The 19,892-nt window shown below is 70.1% G+C and carries 14 protein-coding genes; 10 read left to right on the top strand and 4 right to left on the bottom strand.

Annotated elements, in window-relative coordinates:
• The first annotated feature begins 2 nt into the window (after positions 1 to 2).
• Positions 3 to 1,832, top strand: coding sequence for a hypothetical protein (locus ACIBI9_RS11820; protein WP_397221945.1), 1,830 nt, complete (start codon positions 3 to 5; stop codon positions 1,830 to 1,832).
• 80 nt (positions 1,833 to 1,912) lie between these two features.
• On the opposite strand, the gene ACIBI9_RS11815 is transcribed toward ACIBI9_RS11820, so the two are convergent.
• Positions 1,913 to 2,386 (bottom strand): ATP-binding protein, encoded by a 474-nt coding sequence (locus ACIBI9_RS11815; RefSeq protein WP_397221944.1) that lies wholly within the window; start codon positions 2,384 to 2,386, stop codon positions 1,913 to 1,915.
• Between the two features lie 446 nt (positions 2,387 to 2,832).
• Positions 2,833 to 6,072 carry a BTAD domain-containing putative transcriptional regulator gene (locus ACIBI9_RS11810; protein ID WP_397221943.1) on the bottom strand — a complete coding sequence of 1,080 codons (3,240 nt, stop codon included), beginning with the start codon at positions 6,070 to 6,072 and terminating at the stop codon, positions 2,833 to 2,835.
• Positions 6,073 to 6,177: 105 nt separating this feature from the next.
• Between ACIBI9_RS11810 and ACIBI9_RS11805 the strand changes: the two genes are divergently transcribed.
• From ACIBI9_RS11805 to ACIBI9_RS11790, 4 genes are all read left to right on the top strand, one after another.
• The gene (locus tag ACIBI9_RS11805) at positions 6,178 to 6,819 is read left to right on the top strand and encodes a hemerythrin domain-containing protein (protein ID WP_397221942.1); all 642 of its coding nucleotides are present in this window, start codon (positions 6,178 to 6,180) and stop codon (positions 6,817 to 6,819) included.
• Positions 6,820 to 6,862: 43 nt separating this feature from the next.
• Entirely contained in the window at positions 6,863 to 7,288 is a 426-nt protein-coding gene (locus tag ACIBI9_RS11800) for a DUF4267 domain-containing protein (RefSeq protein WP_397221941.1), read from the top strand.
• A 219-nt stretch (positions 7,289 to 7,507) separates the two neighbouring features.
• Entirely contained in the window at positions 7,508 to 8,818 is a 1,311-nt protein-coding gene (locus ACIBI9_RS11795; protein WP_397221940.1) for an FAD-binding protein, read from the top strand.
• 271 nt (positions 8,819 to 9,089) lie between these two features.
• Positions 9,090 to 9,611, top strand: coding sequence for a hypothetical protein (locus ACIBI9_RS11790; protein ID WP_397221939.1), 522 nt, complete (start codon positions 9,090 to 9,092; stop codon positions 9,609 to 9,611).
• Positions 9,612 to 9,669: 58 nt separating this feature from the next.
• Here the strand turns inward: ACIBI9_RS11790 and ACIBI9_RS11785 are convergent, their stop codons facing one another.
• Positions 9,670 to 10,584, bottom strand: coding sequence for a CHRD domain-containing protein (locus tag ACIBI9_RS11785; protein WP_397221938.1), 915 nt, complete (start codon positions 10,582 to 10,584; stop codon positions 9,670 to 9,672).
• A 241-nt stretch (positions 10,585 to 10,825) separates the two neighbouring features.
• On the opposite strand from ACIBI9_RS11785, the gene ACIBI9_RS11780 reads away from it, so the two are divergent.
• The 5 genes from ACIBI9_RS11780 to ACIBI9_RS11760 all read left to right on the top strand — a co-directional run bounded on the left by ACIBI9_RS11780 (position 10,826) and on the right by ACIBI9_RS11760 (position 18,195).
• Complete coding sequence (locus tag ACIBI9_RS11780) at positions 10,826 to 12,604, top strand: DUF1996 domain-containing protein (RefSeq protein WP_397221937.1); 1,779 nt, start codon at positions 10,826 to 10,828, stop codon at positions 12,602 to 12,604.
• Between the two features lie 77 nt (positions 12,605 to 12,681).
• A complete protein-coding gene (locus tag ACIBI9_RS11775; protein ID WP_397221936.1) occupies positions 12,682 to 13,323 on the top strand; it encodes a protein-L-isoaspartate(D-aspartate) O-methyltransferase in 642 nt (213 codons plus the stop codon).
• A gap of 443 nt (positions 13,324 to 13,766) precedes the next feature.
• Positions 13,767 to 14,720, top strand: coding sequence for a hypothetical protein (locus ACIBI9_RS11770; protein ID WP_397221935.1), 954 nt, complete (start codon positions 13,767 to 13,769; stop codon positions 14,718 to 14,720).
• A 217-nt stretch (positions 14,721 to 14,937) separates the two neighbouring features.
• Positions 14,938 to 17,529, top strand: coding sequence for a hypothetical protein (locus ACIBI9_RS11765; RefSeq protein ID WP_397221934.1), 2,592 nt, complete (start codon positions 14,938 to 14,940; stop codon positions 17,527 to 17,529).
• A gap of 198 nt (positions 17,530 to 17,727) precedes the next feature.
• Positions 17,728 to 18,195: an ATP-binding protein gene (locus tag ACIBI9_RS11760; RefSeq protein ID WP_397221933.1), complete on the top strand. Its 468-nt coding sequence runs from the start codon at positions 17,728 to 17,730 to the stop codon at positions 18,193 to 18,195.
• Between the two features lie 78 nt (positions 18,196 to 18,273).
• On the opposite strand, the gene guaA is transcribed toward ACIBI9_RS11760, so the two are convergent.
• Positions 18,274 to 19,821, bottom strand: a complete 1,548-nt coding sequence (guaA, locus tag ACIBI9_RS11755; protein ID WP_397221931.1) for a glutamine-hydrolyzing GMP synthase — start codon at positions 19,819 to 19,821, stop codon at positions 18,274 to 18,276.
• Between the last annotated feature and the right edge of the window lie 71 nt (positions 19,822 to 19,892).

The following is a 19,892-nucleotide window of genomic DNA, read 5'->3' as shown; positions in this document are numbered from 1 at the left end:
CCATGGGCACCGCGAAACCAAGGCCGTGGGTCGCGATCCCGACCTTCCTGATCGTCCAGGCCGTCCTCGCCTGCTGGTGGGCGGCCTTCTACCCCGGCCTGTTCAGCCGCGACTCGGTCCTTTACCTCAGCCACACCGTCGTCGGCCCCTGGGTGAGCGACCACTCGGTGCTCTACGACGCGCTGCTGTCGCTGAGCTTCACCAAGACGGGTGACCTGGGCGCGGTCACGTTCGCGCAGACCACCGCCATGGCGGCGGCGCTGACGTACCTGGCGCAGTCGCTCAAGGCGCTCGGCGCGCCGCGCCTGCCGACCACGCTCGTGGCGATGCTCATGCCGCTGGCGCCGCCCGTGGGCGCGTTCTCGGTCACGCTGTGGAAGGACGTGCCGTTCACGATCTGCGCGATCGCCGTCGCGGGCGTGTGCGCCCGGATCGCGGCCAGACGCGCCGTCACCGTGCCCACGCTCGTCGGGCTCGGGCTGCTCTTCACGGCATTGGGGCTGTTCCGGGCGAACGGCTTCCTCGTCGTGGGCGTCGCCGTCCTCGCGCTGCTGGTGATCGTCACGACCATGCGCGTACGGCTGCTGCTCGCCGGCACCTTCGCCGCTGCCCTGCCGCTCGTGCTCACGAACTTCGTGTTCCCGCAGTTCGGCATCATGGCCCCGGCGAAGACGTACGTCTACCACACGGCCTTCGGCGACATCGCGGTGGCGTACCGGGACCATCCCGAGCTGTTCACCGAGCAGGACAAGGCGCTGATGGCCACCGTGGCGCCGCTGACGCGGTGGTGGGACGGCGGCACCTGCTACACGATCAACCCGCTGATCTGGCGGCGGGACTTCAGCTGGCCGCAGGCCGACGCGCACGCCTCCGAGCTGCTCGACCTGTGGAAACGGCTCCTGACCTCCGAACCCCGCATGATCATCGACACCCGGCTGTGCCGGGGGGCGATCGCGTGGCGGCCCGTGCAGGACGAGTTCGCCATCGGGGGGATGACGTACCGGTTCTCGCGGCGGCCCAACGCCGACACCTACGTCGGGCCGAACAAGGTGCCCGACTTCCCCGGGCGGTGGGTCTTCTCGCTGCGGCCGAAGTCGTGGGAGCTGAACCAGGTGGCCGACCCGTGGCTGACCGGGGCGCTGGCGCCGCAGTACGACTGGGTGCTGTGGCGGGGGGCGTTGTGGGCGTACGCGTCGTACCTGGCCGTGGCGCTGGGGGCGCTGGCGTTGCGGAACCGGTACGTGCTGGGGGTGGCGGCCGTGGTGGCGGGGCAGCAGCTCACGGTGCTGGCCAACATCTCGGCTCAGGACTTCCGGTACATGGCCTCGCCCATCTTCGTGGGGGTGTTGCTGGTGCCGCTGCTGGTGGGGGGTGGGGGGCGGGTGGTGGTCGCTTCGGTACGGGGGGTCGGACGCGCACTCCGTCCCAAGCCCCGGCCTGCACTCACGCCGCCCGGCACGCCCGCGCTTGCTCCGAACGCCACCGACACCATCCCGGACGTCCTTCCAACGAGCCCCCCCGCCCCAGGCGGCCCTTCAGCGGCCGGCCCTGCGGCGGATGGGGCTTCGGCGGGCGAGGCGTTGCCGGGCGAGCCCACAGGGGACGCCCCTGCGCCAAACGCGCCGTCACCCGCCGCGCCCACGCCGGATGCGCCGTCAGCGGATGCGCCCACGGCTCGCGGGCCCGATGGTCGAGCGTCTGAGCCGGGCGATGCGGCATCGCTCTCGGAGCCCGTGACGCCGGATCTCTCGCCGAGCAACCCGGGAGCGCCGGGCGAGCCGGAAGCCCCGGGTGGGCCGGGGGCGTCTGGGCGACGGGACGATCGGGAGTAGGCCGGCGGGGCGGGCTCGGACGGTGGCGGTGTCCGCCTGACCACCCCCTGCGCGTGGAACCGGCCTGTCCGGCTGAGGGCTCAGGCTGCCATGAGGATGAAGGCGTCGAGGGAGCCGGCTTCGGCGTCGGCGAATGCCGGGAGTTCGAACCAGATGACCTTGCCGCGGGCGGTGGGCGTACCGCCCCAGGAGCCGGAGAGCATGTCGAGCAGGAAGAGCCCGCGTCCGCGCTCGGCGTCGAGGTCGACGGTGCGCAGGGTGGGCAGCTGGGGGTTCTCGTCTTCGACTTCGCAGCGCAGCAGGCCGTTCTCGGCGGAGAAGCTGAGGTGGACCTGTCCGTGGGCGTGGTCCAGGGCGTTGGCGACCAGTTCGCTGACGAGCAGCTCCGCGACTTCGATCTGGTCTTCGAAGCCCCAGTCGGTGAGCTTGTCGCGGGTCAGCCGGCGCGCGGTGCGCACCGAGCTGAGGTCGGATGACAGCCACCACGAGGCCGTGCGGCGGGTCGCCGGGCCGGTGGCCGTTGTGCAGATGCTGGTCCGCGTAATGCTGTTCATTGCCCTTACACCCCGGGTGGCAGCTGAGGTGCTGCCGTCCGGTCCCCTTCGGTCCTCTCAATCAGGTGAGCGTGGATTGCTCACACCATGAGAATGCCTCGGCGGGCTACCTGGAGAAGAGGTGAAAAATCCCCATATAGGCACCTATTCCGGACTACGTAGGTACCTACGGACGCTCCCCCTGCGTCCACGTCAGGGGCTCCAGCGCATGCTGGGGCTCTCGGTGCCCATGCGACTCAGCCACACGCTCATCTTCTCCACCGCCTTGATCGCTTTCGTCGGCACCGGCGGCCCACTGCGGGTGTTCGACGTGCCGGTAGCGGGCCTGGCGGCTCGGGATGCCGCGATCACCAGCGCGACCGCCGACGTAGTGATCCACCATCAGGGTCCTGCACCGCTCGAGGGCAGCGCAAAGGTTTGCGAATCTTCCGTCCGGGCTGGGCTGGTCAGAGGTGTGCGCGGGCCGGGGCGGACCAGTGGGGGGCGTTCCAGCGGTCGGCGATGGCGGCGGCCCGGGCGAAGTGGGCGGCGGCCTCGTCGTCGCGGCCGAGCAGCAGCGCCAGCTCGCCGAGCGTGTGGGCGGGCGGGCGCACGGCCAGCGACAGGCTGGTGGCGCCGGCCGGAGGACCGTCGCGATGGGGAAGCAGGGCCGCGTAGCACTCCTCAGCGGCGCCGGTGTCGTTCAGTGCGATGACGGCCATGGCGCGCAGGGTGGTCAGGAAGGTGAAGAAGAAGTCGGGCCGGATCGGGCTCGGTGACGTGCGGGCCCGGCGTGCCTCGTCGCTGCGGCCGGCGGCGTGGAGGGCGAGCGCGAGCAGGTCGGCGACCATCGGGCCGAGCGCCTCGTGGAGAGCGCGCACGTCGTCCAGGTGGTCGCCGAGCGTGCCGTCGTTCAGCCAGATCGCAGCCAACGCGAGGCGGACGAAGCCGACGTGCACCGATCCGGCGCGTTCCATGCGTTCGGTGGCCTCTACGTAGAGGCGCTCGGCGTCGGCGAACCGGCCCTCGATGAGCACCAGGGTCGCCAGCGCGATCTCGACGGCGCCGATCGCCTCCGGCATCCGGTAGGCGCGGGCGAGGTCGAGCGCCTCCTCAGTCACGCGGCGCATCGCCGCCGGGTCGTTGGCCGCAGCGGCGTTCGCGGCCTGGCTGATCAGCCCGGTCACGCGGTAGACGGGCAGGTCGTGCTCGACGCCGATCTCCACCAGCTCACGGGAGTACTCCTCCCGCCCGAGGTCGCTGGCGAGGACCAGGAGCGCCGCGGCCCGGAGGCGGGGGTCGGTGGCGAGGTCGAGGGCTTCCCGCGCCGCCGCCATGACCGTCGGATCGTCCTCGCCCACCAGCTCGTTGGCGTACGCGATGAGGAGGCGGGACCGCACGTCGGGGGCGAGACCGGTCCGCTTGAGCAGGCGGCTGAGGCGGCCGACGATGGGACGGTCGACCGTGCCGTACGTGCGGGCCTGCCAGGGGGTGGGCTCGGTCCAGGCGGTGAACGCGGCGATCATCAGGTCGTCGCGGCCGATCGACTCGGCGTACTCCACGGCCTGCTCGCGCGTGTCCCTGGCCGCAGCGACGGCCCCGGCCCTGATCTGCGCCCGGAGCAGCCTGCCGAGCAGGCCGACGCGCTCGTCCGGTTCGCTGGAGTTGGCGACCGCGTCGGTGAGGAGGGCAGCCGCCACGTCGTGGGCGTAGCGCGCCTCGGCCAGCTCGGCGGCCCGCACGCAATAGCCGACGGCCTTCGGCGATCCCGCTCGCGCATAGTGATGGGCGAGCGCCGCGACGTCGCCAGTGCCCTCCAGGGCGGCGGCGATCCGGGCGTGCATCCTTGCGGCCCGCAACCGGCTGACGTCGGCGACCAGCGTGTCCCTGACCAGCGCGTGAACGAACCGGACGCGCCCAGGCCCCGGCTCGTCGAGCAACCCGGCGATGACGCCCGCGTCCAGCGCGTCCAGCACGCCGTCCCCGTCGGAGTCGGCGGCCTGCACGAGCACGTCCACCGAACTTTCCCTGCCGGCCACCGCCGCCAGCCGCAGGACGGACACGCCGCTCTCGGGGAGCCTTGCCAGCCGGCGCCGCAGCACGTCCCGTACGCCCTCGGGGACCTCGGAGAGCGCGACCAGCGCACCCTCGCCGTTCAGCAGCCGCGCGCTCTCCCGCACGTAGAACGGGTTGCCGCCGGTGCGCTCGGCGATCCCCGCCACCGTCGCGTCGTCGGCCTCGCTCTCGGCCCGTACGAGCTCGGCCACCGCCGCGCCGTCGAGCCCGGGCAGCGCGATCCGGAGCGGCGCGGTGCGGGCGAGCGCACCCAGCGTCTCGGTGAGGTGCTCGCTCTCGTCCGGACGGTACGCCGCGACGACCAGGATCGGGGCCCGCACGCCGACGCCGCCGCCGAGCAGCCCCAGCGTGGTCGTGTCCGCCCAGTGCAGGTCGTCCAGCACGACGGCGACCGGCCGTTCCGTGGCGGCCGCCGCGAGCCAGCCCCACACGGCCCGGCGCAGCCGGAACCGCCCGGCGGCGGCGTCGCTGTCCACCGGCATGGAGTCGGAGAGCAGCGGCGCCAGGTCTTCCGCGAACTCCCCCGGAGAAACGGTCGCGGCGACAGCCCGCAGCGCCTCGACCCACGCCCACGCGGGCGGCGCGCCGTCGACCTCCGGACAACGCCCGGCGGCGACGAGCCAGCCGTCGCGCTCCAACTGCGCGCCGAGGTGCTCCAAGAGCGTCGACTTGCCCAGCCCCGCTTCCCCAGTGACAAGAGCGACGCGCGCCCCATCGGCGGCAGCCTCCCCGGCGGCCGAGACCAGCGCGGCAAGCTCGCCCTCCCGCCCCACGAAAGGGGCAGCGCGATGCAGGGTCGCGTCGTGCAGGCGCGCATCGTGTGGGGGTGTGACGGGTGGGGGTGTGGTGGTCGGGGGTGGGGGGACGGCCGTGCGGAGGATGTCGATGCGCTGGGCGAGGATCGCCTCTTCCAGCGCGACCAGGTCGGGGCCGGGGTCGAGACCGAGTTCGTCGGCGAACGTGGCGCGGGCGCGGCGGAGCGTCGCCAGGGCGTCGGCCTGGCGGGCGCTGCTCCACAGCGCCAGGGCATGCAGGCGCCAGCCCTCTTCGCGCAGGGGTTCGTCGCGGGTGAGGCGCTCGGCCTCGGGGACCACCAAGGCGGGGTCGCCCGTCCGCAGGCCCGCCGCGACGTGGAGCTCGCGGGCGACCAGGCGCAGCTCGTTCAGGCGGGCGGTCTCGGCGGCGGCCCACGGCTCGTCGGCGACCTCGGCGAACGCGGGTCCCTGCCATAGGCCCAGTGCCTCGGCCAGCCGGGCGCGGGCGGACTGAGGCTCGGTGGGCGTGCGGGCCTCGTCGAGCAGGTCCTCGAAACGCCACGCGTCCACCGACTCCGGCGGCAGCCGCAGCGCGTAGCCGGGGGCGGCGCTCACCAGGAGGCGGGCCGGGGTTCGGGGCGGGCGGCCGGGCTCCAGCAGCCGGCGCAGGTTGGACACGTACGCCTGCAGGGAGGCCAGCGCACGGGATGGCGGCTCGCCGCGCCAGAGGTCCTCGATCATCCGGTCGACCGACACGACCTGTCCGCGTGCCGCGACCAGGAGGGCCAGGACGCCGCGCTGCCGCGGCCCGCCCAGGGGGACGGACTCGCCGTTGACCTCGGCGCCGAAAGAGCCCAAAACCCGGATCAAGACCATGACGTGGAGCATCCTACGCGCGCGGGTGTTCCAAATCGGTTCCAAGTGCCTTCCAAGCGCCGGGAGCAGCCTTAACACGTCGAACCGATGAAGGGCAGGAACGAAATGAGCGTCAACACCCAGGACATGGAGATCGTCCACCGCGCCTTCCGTCGCGAGTCGCGGCTGCTGATGGAGCTCGTCGCGGCGGTCGCCCCGGGTGACACCGCTCGCGCCAAGGTGGTCGCCGACCACTTCCGCGACTACCGGCTGGGACTGAAGAACCACCACGAGGGCGAGGACGAGCTGCTGTGGCCGCCGCTGCTGTCCCGGGTCGATCTGGAGGCCGACATCGTGCTGCGCATGGAGGCCCAGCACGAGCGCGTCGCGGCCACGCTGACCAGGCTGGACGCGGCGGTCCCTGCGTGGGAGGCCGCCGCCGGGGCGGACGAGCGCGACACGCTCGTGGCCGCCCTGGCCGACCACCGGGCCGTGCTTCTCGAGCACCTCGACGACGAGGAGGCCACTCTCCTTCCGCTCGCGGCCGAGCACATCACCGAAAAGGAATGGGCCTCCCTGGGCGACCACCTGGTGGCCAACACGCCCAAGTTCACCCTGCTCACCCTCTTCGGCCTCGTCCTGGAGGACGCGAACCCGGCCGAGCGCGCCACGCTCCTGTCCGCCCTTCCCGCTCCGGTACGCGGCATCTGGCACATCATCGGCCGCCCCCGCTACGCCCGCCACATCAGCCGCGTCCGTGCCGCCTGACCCCACCAAGCTCCACGAAGCTCACCTCGCAAGGAGAAGAACAATGTCGCTGAAGAAGATCAACACCGTCCTGGCCGCCGCCTTCATCCTCTTCATCCTCTGGTTCGGGACGGAGTTCATTCTGAGCCCGGAGACGACGGCGCCGGGCTTCGGCCTGCCGAGCTGGCCGTCCGGCGACGGCGACGGCTTCCTGATCATCAAGGGAATCCGCGACGTCGTCCTGGCCCTGGTCCTGGGCATCCTGCTGGTGACGGGCCACCGCCGGGCGCTGAGCTGGGTGCTGCTGGTGGAGGCCCTCGCCGCGTACGGCGACATGACCACCGTGCTGGCCCACCACGGCTCCGTGGCCACCGCGCTCGGCGTCCACGGCCTGACCGCGACGCTGATGGTGGTCAACGGCCTGCTGATGATGCGCGAGACCCGCAAGGTCGCAGCCGCTCCGGCGACGCCCGCCCCGCAGCCCGCCTGACGCCGCCTTGGCGCGTGTCGGCGTTCGCGTGCGCCACCGCCGCGGTGATGCCGGCGATCAGCGCGCTCCTGCTGATCGCGTGAACCACGCGGTCCGGCGGCCGGAGCTCTTCGAAGCGTCCCGCCATCCAGCAGCCGGTCGCGCCGGACCGGAACAGCGCGGTCAGGGCGCAGCACGGTGTTCCCCCGCATTTGTGAGAACTCGAAAAAGGAGACGACTATGACGATCAACGATTTGCGCGATGTCCTCAAGGGGCGCGTGCTCCTGCCCGATGACGACGGCTTCGAACAGGCGGCCACCGCGTGGAATCTGACCGTCAGGCAGCCGGTGGCGGCCGTGGCGGAGGTCTCGGATGCCGATGACGTGGCGGCGCTCGTGCGTTACGCGCGGCGGGCGGGGATGACGGTGACCGCGCAGCCGAGCGGGCATGGCGCCTCCGGTGATGTGGAAGGCCTGATCCTGTTGCGTACCGGCCTGCTGAACGAGGTGGAGGTACGCGCGGAGGAGCGCGTGGTCCGGGTGGGCGCGGGCGTGAAGTGGGGGCAGGTGCTGGCGGCGGCCGGTCCGCTGGGTCTGACCGGCCTGGCCGGCAGCGCGCCGGGGGTCAGCGTGACCGGCTACACCCTGGGCGGCGGGGTCGGCTGGTTCAGCCGCAGGTACGGCTTCGCCTCCGACAGCGTGCGGGCTATCGACATCGTGGACGCCGATGGGGAGCCGGGCCGGGTGACCGCCGAGTCCGATCCCGAGCTGTTCTGGGCGCTGCGCGGCGGTGGCGGGGACTTCGCGGTGGTGACCGCCCTCGAACTCGAGCTGTATCCCGTGCCGGTCCTGTACGGCGGGCGCGTGATCTGGCCGGAGCACCGGACCAGGGAGGTGTACGACGCGTTCCTGGAGATCACCGCCGAGGCGCCGCGTGAACTCAGTGTCTGGATCAACCGGCTCCAGCCTCCCGGCGCGCCGCCGATGGTGACGCTGGATCTGGCCTACCTGGGTGAGGCGGCTCAGGGGGAGGACCTGCTGGCGCGCCTCGACAAGATCCAGGGCGCGATTTCCGACAGCCGCGGCGTCGTCCCGGTTGCCGACCTGGGCGGCATCGCCGCCGAGCCCACCGACCCTGTCCCGTCCATCGCTCGTGCGGAGCTGCTCACCGGCCTGGACGCGGACGCGGTGGAGCTCCTGCTGGCCAAGCCGGTCGAACCGCTCATCAACGTGCAGATCAGGCACCTGGGCGGGGCGCTCGCCGAGCCGGGCGGCGGGGCCGGTGCGAGCGGCGCGATGGCTGAGCCGTACCTGCTCGGCCTGTTGGGTCTCGGCCTGCCGCACGCGGCCGATGCGACGCGCGCCAAGCAGGCCGAGGTCGTGGCCGACCTGGAGGCCTACGTCAGCGGCCGCAAGCCGTACACCGTGCTGTCCCCCGGTGACACGGCGGCGAAGTCCTTCTCCGGCAGCGCGCTCGCGCGGCTGCGGGAGATCAAGCGGGTCCGTGACCCGCACAACGTGTTCCGCGCGAACTACCCGGTGCTCGGATAGATCGGTTTCAGCGGTCTTGGTCCCTCCGCCCATCGGGGCGGCGGGACCGCACCGAACCCGAGCGAGAGATGTCATCAGAGCACGGCATCTCCACATCGACACCTGTGGTGTCGCGACCTCAAGATCGTCTGCTGGCGTAGGGGTGCTTGGGATGCCGCTGATACGCGGCGGCGGGGCCGTGACAGCGCGCGGTCAGTCTGGGAGCAGTGGTGGTCGGCATCGTCTTCCTCATCGAGAAGCACCCCCGATGCCCCGATGAGGAGCCCCCACCATGATGACCTTCGCCGCCGTTCTGCAGTTGCTCGTCGCCCTCGCCTTCGTGACCATCCCCTTCGTACGTCACCGCTACGGTCACGAGGCAGCGGTGGCAGCGGAGCGGGAGCTGGAGCGTCAGGGCGTCCCCGCTCGCGTCCTGAAAGAGAACAACATCAACTTCGACGCCGGCGGCCACGAGACCATCGTGCCCGCCACGGTCGCGCTGGTCATGACGGTCCTGGCCGTGCTCAACCTGATGGGAAGCCACTGGGGACAGGTCCTGTCCTGGGTCTTCCAGCCGCTCGTGCTGGTCGGCAACGTGCTGATCCTCTACAGCCAGCTGACCGCCGCCAAGTCCGTGCAGAAGGCCTTCGAGCGCAAGGGCGACCCGATGCTGCAGCGCGTCGACGTGCCGGCGCTGCTGAAGGCGGCCGGGAGCGCCTTCCCGAGTTGGGTGATGCCGGGTCTGCAGAATGTCCGGCACGCGGCGGTGATGGGCGGTTCGATCCTCGTCCTGGTGGCGTTGATCAGCGCCTGAGCCGGGACACGCGAACGCCGCGCGGGTGGGATCCCGCGCGGCGCGTTCGTGTGCGCTGTTACCAGCCGCCGTTGTGGAGCTGGCCGCGCACCGCGCCGCCGGGGAACTCCGCAGTGTGCAGGTTGACGTACCAGCCCTTGGGGTTGCGCTTGATGCCGTCGGCGACCTTGGCCGAGGCGGTGCCGGTGCCGGCGATGCCGTTGATGCCGGCGGGCAGGCCGTTCGCGGCGGCGAAGAAGTCCACGACCACCGGGCCGTTCTTGCCCTTCACGCCGCGGTGGACGTGGCCGTTCGTCGGCGGGGCGACGCGTTTCCAGGCGGTGGCGAAGTGCACCTTGGCGCCCTTCACCCAGACGAGCCACGCGGCCTGCCCGTCCTTGTCGCCGACCTTGGTGCCGGGCGCGGGCACTTCCTGGCGGCCGTCGGCCAGCGCGGTGAGCGTGTGGTGGGACGAGCCGGCGGCCAGCACCGATTCAAGCGAAACGGGACGTACGCGGTGCAGTTGGGCTCGGACCGCGCCGCCGGGGAACTCACCCGTGTGCAGGTTGGCGTACCAGCCCTTGGGGTTGTTCGCGATCCTGGCAAGCAGGCCCGAGTCCTTGACCGCGACCGTGCCCTTGACGGCGCTGAGCGAGGCGGGCAGTGCCGCGCCGAAGAACGGGATCTTGACGTCGCCGTTCTTGCCGGCCTTGCCCTGGTGGATGTGGAACGCGGTCGGAGCGGCCACCTTCTGCCACCGGATCGCATAGTCGACCTGCTGTCCGTGGATGCGGAACACCGCGATCGCGCTGCCGTTCCGGTCGCCCACCTTCGCGCCGGGGGCGGGCACTTCGTTCTTGCCCAGCAGCGTGGCCGCCAGATAGACGTCGGTGCTCGACTGCGTGTCCGCCTGTGCCATGGCAGGGCTGACGGAGGCGGCGAGCAGCGCGGTCGCGAGCGCGAGGCCGGAGGCGGTGAGGATGCGCTTCGTCATGATTGACCCTTTCAGTTGCCTCAGGGGTGAGGCTCGTAGCGGTGTTCGACGCCCGGTTGTACGACCCGCGTCTCGCGCCGGGTTCAATCCGCGAATGTGTATAAATACGCATTCGCGCTGGTAGGAGGCGGTTTTGTGGCTCCTAGCGGACTCATGCGGTGAACCCTCCCGTAAGCACCCCCGTACCTGTCGAAGATCGGACTTTCCTTGCCCACGTCACGAAACCGGAGGGAGTGGTCGCATGTGGAGTCCATCGGGGGAAAGACGTTTCAGGCCGTGGTTGGGGGCGGTCTGCCTGAGCGGCAGCGTCGCGCTCGTCCTGTCAGGATCCCCGCCGTACGCGCAGGCGGGGGCGGTGGATGTCTATCTGAGCACGGTCGCGGCCGAGGGCATCGTCTGCCCGAACGTGGCCGACAAGCTGCCTGAGGTGCCGGCCGCCGCCAAGGCCGAGGTCGACCGCAACCTCGCCCAACTCGACAAACAACTACAGGAGGCCAACGACCGACTCGCCACCTCAACCGGACAAGGAGGACCCAACTTCGTCCAGAACGCCATCCTCGGCCCGCTCACCGACAAACGCGCCGCCGCCATCGACCGCATCGCCATAGCCATCGGACGCGTCGCAGAACGCCCCACCGGTCTCAACGGCCTCGCCACCTGCTCACTCGGCGACTCCGCCACTCCATCCGGGGAGGCCACCCCAACCGACCAAGCGACCCCAACCGACCAAGCCACCCCAACCGACCAAGCCACCTCACCGGAACAAACCACCGCACCCCCGGCTACCGGCTCCGCCACGCCTGACCCCAGCGGCAGCCAGACCGCGGACCCGGCGGCGCAGACCATCGTCTGCCCGAACGTGGCCGACAAGCTGCCCGACATCCCCGCCGCCGCCAAGGCCGAGGTCGACCGCAACCTCGCCCAACTCGACAAACAACTACAGGAGGCCAACGACCGACTCGCCACCTCAACCGGACAAGGAGGACCCAACTTCGTCCAGAACGCCATCCTCGGCCCGCTCACCGACAAACGTGCCGCCGCCATCGACCGCATCGCCATAGCCATCGGACGCGTCGCAGAACGCCCCACCGGCCTCGACGAGCTCGCCACCTGCTCACTCGGCGACTCCGCCCAGAACTCGGCGGACGCCGGGCTGTCGGCCGACGACTACGTCGACATCCGTGACGTCCCCAAGGCGGAGGAGGCGCAAGCAGGCGAGGACGCCTCGACCGGCACGTACGTCTCCCAATGCGGCACCAACAGCGCCGGTCACTCCAACACCGACAACCTCATCCTCGCCCCGGGCATGTCGGACGGGGCCCAGCTCAAGCAGGACTACGTGGGCAACATGTCCACGGACGCGTTCTCGACCAACGAGAGCCTGGCCGCCGCGGACACCACCTGCCGCACCAGCGACGACCGGTCCGCCTACTTCTGGCCGACCCTGCGCGTACGCGGATCCGACGACGAATCCGCCGCCGGGGACGACACCAACAACGTCGGCACCCCCGTACAGCCCACCTCGGTGAGGCTCGAATACCGCGGCAACCTGACCTCGGAGGTGACGGCGGCGCCGCGATTCCTCAGGATGATCTCCGGCGACGCCAGGGCGGCCAGCAACGGCGCTGAGAACGCCCGCCCGACGTTCACCTGCACAGGTTTCACCGACCGGCTGACCGACAAGTATCCGATCTGCCCCTCCGGCAGCGACCTGGTCCGCGTCTTCGACATGCCCAGCTGCTGGGACGGCCAGAACCTCGACAGCGCCGACCACCGTACGCACCTCGTCTTCCCTGACGAGAGCGGCGCCTGCCCCGGCGGCACCGAGGCCGTGCCGCAGCTCCGGATGACGCTGACCTACGACGACGTGCCCACCTCGGGAGACGTCCCCTTCACGGTGGACGGATTCGCGAGCGAACAGAACGAACCGAGCACCGACCACGCCGGCGCCATCGGCGTGATGTCGCAGCGGCTCATGAACACCGTCGTCCGCTGCGTCAACCGCGGCAAGAACTGCTGACCTCGACAGCATCGAGCCTGACCTGTGGGGAAGCAGGTGGACATGGCTCGGAGCAGCGCGTCGGCGGGTGACCGCCGATGGAGTTCGAGACGCTGGTGAAGGCCGCCCAGTGGGCCGGGGTGGAAGATCCCCGGCTGCTGGCGGCCCTCGCCACCACACCGCGCGACCGGTTCGTGCCGCCGCGTTATGCCGACCGCGCCCCTTTCGACGAACCGATCCCGATCGGCCACGGCCAGCCCACCTCGCAGCCGTCCCTGATCGCGCAGATGATCGACGCCCTACGGCTGTCGGGCACGGAGAAGGTCCTGGAGATCGGCACGGGGTATGGCTACCAGACCGCCCTGCTCGCCCGCATGGCCCGCCGGGTGTACTCGATGGAACGCCACGCCGACCTGGCCCGGCACGCGCGGGCCAACCTCGCCGCAACCGGGGTGACCAACGCCGAGGTACTGGTCGGCGACGGCACCGCCGGCCTGCCCGAGCACGCGCCTTTTGACGCCGTCGTCGTGTCCGCCACGGCCCGGACGGTGCCCGTCCCGCTCGCCGAGCAACTCGCCGAGGGCGGACGGCTGGTCATGCCGATCCACGAGGAGCTGAACGAGACCGTCGTGCTCTTCGGCAAGCGACACGACCGCCTGGTCCAGGAACGCCTGCTGACACCCGCCCGGTTCGTCCCCCTGATCGGCGAACACGCGGACGACACACCGCCCGCACCTTAGGCTCCTCGAAGCACCGGTTGCCGGTGAATACGTAATGACGCGAATGGCTCCGACTAGCCACAGGACCGGTCCGGTAAATGTGCGAGTCAGCGAAAATGCCGCGCGCTTGTGGCAGCTTCGGGCTGCTTACGGTCATATATCGGCATCGAGGGGGTTCTGTCGCGGCTGCGCGGCCTCGACCGCTACGGTATGGGGCTGAGCGCCGCCGCCGAGGCGGCGACCTCGGACGATCAGCGTAGATCAGGGGAACATTTCGAGGGAAGTTGAAGTAACGACTGCGGCGTCGCCGCGTTCCCCTAGATCCTGGCGCGCCCGCCCTGAGGGCTTTGTGCTGGATCGCCATTTGGGCGATCGGGATGGGTCAATCCGCACTGCCCTCCAGCGGTCAATGATCTTGCAATTACTCCCACACTCCGTCAAACAGGCATGGATTCCGATTTATCATGACTTATCAGTCTTACCCGTTAGATCAGCCCATCCCGGCTCAGCCGCTGACGCAAAACGCTCCCCCGGCCGAGGCCCCGACGGCCACGCCAGAGGTCGAGGAGGACAACGGCGGCGTCCTCGACGTACTCGAGAAGATCGGCTCGGTGGTGGTCCCGGCCGGTGTCACGCTGTACGCGCTGCTGTACATGGGCTTCAAGGAGATGTACAGCGTCTTCGGCATCACGCCCGAGCAGGCCGGCATGGACCAGTCCGTGCTCTTCGGGCGGCTCCTGGGCACCCTGCTCCCGCTGATACTGATCAGCGCCTCGTTCATCGGCCTCGTCATCGGACTGGGCTGGCTGCTCAACCTCATCACCCGCGGCTGGGCCGGGCGCGTGTTCCAGGCCGTCCGGACACGCCCGTGGATCGTCGCGGTGATCGCCGCGATCTGGGCCGGCCTGTCCTACCTGGGCTTCCTCTATTACGTGTACACCGCGGCGGGAGAGCACCTGGGCGGCGGTGAGGTCGTCTTCGCGATCGTGCTGGGCTTCCTGGCCTACGTGGTGCCCTTCCGGCTGCTGCGCCGCAAGTCGATCGGCCGCGCCGGGATGAAGGTCCTGATCGGGGCCTTCACGGGCGTCGGGCTGGGATACCTGCTCATCATCCAGATGGTCTTCGGCGCCGTGCAGGTGCAGGAGACCGGGCAGGCCAACACGCTGCTCGACAGCCTCGGCTTCCAGGACCAGTGGGCCAGGCTCCAGGACAGCAGCGGCAAGACGCTCTACGACGGGCGCTGGATGATGCTGCTGGGCGAGTTCGAGGGCGGTTACGCCTTCTACGACTGCGACAAGATGATGACCTTCCGCAAGTTCTCGGAGAGCACGATCCTGATCGACATCCAGCTCGATCCAGACCGCGAAAAGGACTTCACCTGCGGCACCCTCGCCGAAAAGGACAAGAAGAGCAGCTGACGCCGGAAAAACCCTCGCCCTGTACGGCGAGCGCCGCCGTACAGGGCATTTCCCCAAACCCAGTCAAGACGTGGTCACGATCGGTTAAAGTCCAACCCACTCGCTGACGACGATGGGGGCCGAGGTGGCTCAGCACCTGCACGCGGCGCTGGCGGAGCTGGTGATCCTACGTCGGTTCCGCCGGAGGAAGGTTCGGTTCGGCCGCCGGACCGGACCTTTGGCCTTTCAGTTCGAGCCCTCGGACGAGCACGCGGCCGACCTCGATGCGATTCGATCGTGGCCCGCGGAGTACTACGAAGAGTATTCGGGCGTCCTGCCGATCAACGAGCCGTGCGCAACCCCGCCGGACGCCGACCTGCCGCAGTTCGCGGCGGAATTGCGGGCCGTCGCACACAGGTTCTCGCGTCCCGCCTGCCGGCTTCCCCTCGTCTTCCCCCGCTTCGAGGCCGCGTACGCCCTCGCGGAGTGGAATCTCCAGGATCCGGAGCAGAAACGCCTCGCCGAGCTGGGCGAACTGGACGCCGAGCTGAAGGAGAAGATCAGAAAGGCGAGCGACAAGGCCCGGCAGAAGATCCTTTGGGAGGTTCGCCAGGCGGTCAAAGAGGTGCTCGCCAACGCCCACCTCGGAAACCTGGCGAACGGCGTTGTCGGCGTGGTGATCGGCATATTCGGCGCTTTCAAGGGACGCGGCCGCCGGACCCTGCGCTGGTTCCGGAAGAAGGCGTTCAAACGGCCGCTGGACACCAGCGAAGAGCTCGTCAGGGAACTGCGCCGGTTGCTGATCGAACCGCCGTCCAAGGGCATCGACGAGAAGGAGCTCCTGCTCGTCAAGGCCCTGCTGGCGGACATCAACGCGCACCACGGGATTTTCCGCCGGCTCAACCGGGTGCGCCGCCCCGTCATTCTCCTGCCCGACGTCGACCTCGTCCCGGCGCGGCGGAGGATCAGGGACGCCCTCCTCGCCGCGTACGATCACGGATCCCGCGGCCTGCGCGTATATCCCGTCGTCGTGGCGACTTCGGCGCGGGGCGGAGCACCGGTCGCGAGAGGAGCCAACCCGCCCGCGGCTCCGGGCGAACTCGCCAAGGAGATTCCGGCGCTGTTCGCACGGCGGAAAGAGGCCATCGAGAACATCATCGCCGGCGGCGCCGAGCCGGTGCCCAGCCGGCTGCTGCCGGTCACCTCGGGATCAGGTCCGGCGCCGGAACCGCCCCGCAGGGGGCCGGGACCGGTGACCCTCGCCACCGAGATGTTCGCTCTCGCTGGTGTCCTGAGTTTCGTCGCGTACACGGTGATTCTCCCGCCGCCGGAGCCGGCGAGCTGCGGCGAAGGGCTCGTCGTGATGGGCAGCGACTGCATCGGCGTGTCGGACGGGACAGGCGTGTTCATGCCGGAGGTCGACGGCATGCCGGAGGTTTTCGCGCGCATCGAGGCGGAGAACGACCGGATCGGGGCGAAACCGTACGCCACCGTGGCGTTGATGATCCCCATGCAGTCGGACATCCCGGCCGTGCGCCGGCAGATCCTGAGCGAGGTGCAGGGCGCTTATCTGGCCCAACTGCAGGCCAACACCCCCGACGCCGCGAAGCCCCCGATCCGCCTCGTCCTCGCCAACCCCGGACGCGACTACGGGCACTGGCAGAAAACCGTGAAGTATCTCACCGAGAGGGAACCGCAGCTCCGCGTCGTGGCCGGGTTCAACCTCAGCCTGACCAACACGTGGAACGCGATGCGCCACCTGACGAAGGATCTGGGGATCCCCGTCGTCGCGGGCCTGGTCACCTCGACCGATTTCGCCAATCCGGAGACCCAGGACCGGAGCCAGGATCCGTTCCCCGGCCTGGCCCGCGTGGTCTCGACCTCCAAGGAGCAGGCCGAGGCGCTGCTCAAGTCCGACCCGAAGCTGGCGGGCGCCGAGAGCGCGCTCATCGCGGACACTCGGCCCAAGGACAACTACGACAAGTCTCTGCGCGACGCCTTCACCGAGGCCCGAAAGGGCAAGAAGGGCACCGGGGTCCAGGACATGACGTACGAGTCACCCGGCCTTGAGGAGCCCGGCCGCACGCCCAACCGGTTCCAGGACTTCGCCTTGAACATCTGCCAGTCGAACGCCCGTTTCATCTATTTCGCCGGCCGCGCCTTCCACCTGAAGCTCTTCGTCAAGACGCTGGCGAACACCTACTGCTCCGGCAAGAAGTCCTACACCGTGATCACCGGCTCCGACGCGACGACACTCGACAGCCGCCTGGACGCCGAGGACCTCGAACTTCTCCGAGGCGACCCGGGGGGCGGCAAACCGTCCGTGTCCGTCGAGTACGCCGCCCCGGCCCATCCCGGCGCCTGGAACATCGAGGTGGAGAAATGGTGGCGGAAGAACAAAGGCTCCAAGCCGAAGCGGGAGGACCTCCCGCGCTATCTCGCCGAGCCGCAGGAGTCCCTCGCACGGCTCCAGCACCTCATCGCCACCGCCAAGATCGGCCCTGTGGCGCTCGAGGACGGGCGTACGATCATCACCCACGACGTGGTCCTGACCGCCCACCGGGCCCTGGCGAAGGCGGTGGCGCTCAGCCCCACAGAGGTTCCTTCCCAGCAGGACGTCAAGGACGTGCTCGCCGATCTGCACGCCGCCTACCGGATCCAGGGCGCGAGCGGCCTGATCTGCCTGACCGGCGCGGGCAACCCGTACGACAAGGCCCTCCCGGTCGTCCGGCTGGACCCGGCGGCGGGAAAGCTGACGTTCAAGGGCGTCGCCTGGCCGGAGGGGAAGCCTCCGAACAACAACTGCGTCGTCCCCCAGACCACCTCATAGAGCACCCTTCGCATCAGAAAGCACACCGGTCCCTGCCGTGGGCTGCCTACGTACGTGGAATAGGTACCTATACGGGGAGTTTTCACCTCTTCCCGAGGCACCTCACTGAGGCATTCTCGATGGTGTGAGCAACCCAGGCTCACTGATCGAGAGGCAAGGAAGAGGACCCACTCGGGGTAGGACATGAACAGGCTTTCGATGAGCAGCATCCTGACCGCGGTGACCGGCCGCCGCCAGACCACGTGCCGCACGGCCTCGTGGTGGCTCTCGCCTGACCTCGGCTCGGTGCGCGATGCCCGTCGGCTGACCCGCGAGAAGCTCGCCGACTGGGGCCTCGACGACCAGGTGGAGACCGTGGAACTGCTCGTCAGCGAGCTGGTCGGCAACGCCGTGGGTCACGCGTACGGGCGGGTCCGCCTCAGCCTCTCCGCCGAGGACGGCCTGCTGCGCTGCGAGGTCGAGGACGAGAACCCCGACCTGCCGCACATGCGTGTCGTCGACGCGGAGGCGGAGAGGGGACGCGGGCTGTTCCTCGTCGACGTGCTCTCCTGCTGCTGGGGCGGCGAGCGTACGGCTCGCGGCAAGGCCATCTGGTTCGAGCTGCCGGCCTTCGTCCACGCCGAGATCGACTCCCCCATCGGCGCCCTCGCCCCGGTCGCCGCCTGAGCCCCGAGCACAACTTGAGCCCCGGTCGCGTCTGAACCCTCAGCTCTCCCGCCCCGGCCGGTCAGCCCGGCCGGCGAACTACTCCCACTCGATGGTGCCCGGCGGCTTGCTCGTCACGTCGAGCACGACCCGGTTGATCTCCCGGACCTCGTTGGTGATCCGGGTCGAGATGCGCGACAGCACGTCGTAAGGCACCCGCGCCCAGTCGGCCGTCATCGCGTCCTCGGACGTCACCGGCCGCAGCACCACGGGGTGCCCGTACGTACGCCCGTCCCCCTGTACCCCCACCGACCGGACGTCGGCCAGCAGCACCACCGGGCACTGCCAGATCTGCCGGTCGAGACCGGCCCGGGACAGCTCCTCACGGGCGATCGCGTCGGCCTCGCGCAGCAGGGCCAGGCGCTCGCGGGTGACCTCGCCCACGATGCGGATCCCGAGGCCGGGGCCCGGGAAGGGCTGGCGCCAGACCATGGCGGACGGGAGCCCCAGCTCCTCGCCCGCCCGGCGCACCTCGTCCTTGAAGAGCGCGCGCAGCGGCTCGACCAGCTTGAACTGGAGGTCGTCAGGCAGGCCGCCCACATTGTGGTGGGACTTGATGTTGGCGGTGCCGGTGCCGCCGCCCGACTCCACCACGTCGGGGTAGAGCGTGCCCTGGACCAGGAACTCCACCGGCCCGTCGGCCATGATGGCGCGCTGCTCGTCCTCGAAGACGCGGATGAACTCGCGACCGATGATCTTACGCTTCTCCTCAGGGTCGGAGACCCCCTCCAGAGCCTTGAGGAAGCGGTCGGCGGCGTCGACCACGCGCAGCTTCACGCCCGTGGCGGCCACGAAGTCGCGCTCCACCTGCTCGGCCTCGCCCTTGCGCAGCAGGCCGTGGTCGACGAAGACGCAGGTCAGCCGCTCGCCGATGGCGCGCTGGACGATCGCGGCGGCCACCGCGGAGTCGACGCCGCCGGACAGGGCGCAGATCGCGCGGCCGTCGCCCACCTGGCGGCGCACGGCCTCGACGGAGTCTTCGACGATGTTGAGCATGGTCCACGAGGGACGGCAGCCGGCGGCGTCGAGGAAGTGCTTGAGCACCACCTGGCCGTGCTCGGAGTGGAGCACCTCCGGGTGGAACTGCACGCCGTAGAGGCCGCGCTCGGGGTGCTCGAAGGCGGCGACCGGGGTCTCGCTCGTCGAGGCGGTCACCGTGAAGCCCTCGGGGGCGGCGGCGACGCTGTCACCGTGTGACATCCAGACCGTCTGGGCGGCCGGCAGACCGGAGAAGATCACGCCCTCGTCGAGCACCTCCAGCGCGGTGCCGCCGTACTCGGCCACTCCCGTGCGGGCCACCTCGCCGCCCAGCGCCTGCGCCATGGCCTGGAAGCCGTAGCAGATGCCGAACGTGGGCAAACCCGTCTCGAACAGCCCGTGAGGCACCGGCGGGGCGCCTTCGGCGTAGACCGAGGACGGGCCGCCGGACAGGATGATCGCCTTGGGGTTCTTGGCCATCATCTCCTCGACCGGCATGGTCGAGGGCACGATCTCGGAGTAGACGTGGCACTCGCGCACACGCCTGGCGATGAGCTGCGCGTACTGTGCGCCGAAGTCGACCACCAGCACTGTGTCGAATTCAGACACCGTGAGAACCCCCCAAAGGCGAAATGCGGTGACTACAGTCTATCGGCCTTGTGCATTACGCCTGGCCTGCC

The organism is Nonomuraea sp. NPDC050451, from assembly GCF_044458585.1.
The sequence above is the reverse complement of the archived record's forward strand: the minus strand, read 5'-3'. Positions and strand labels throughout refer to the sequence as shown.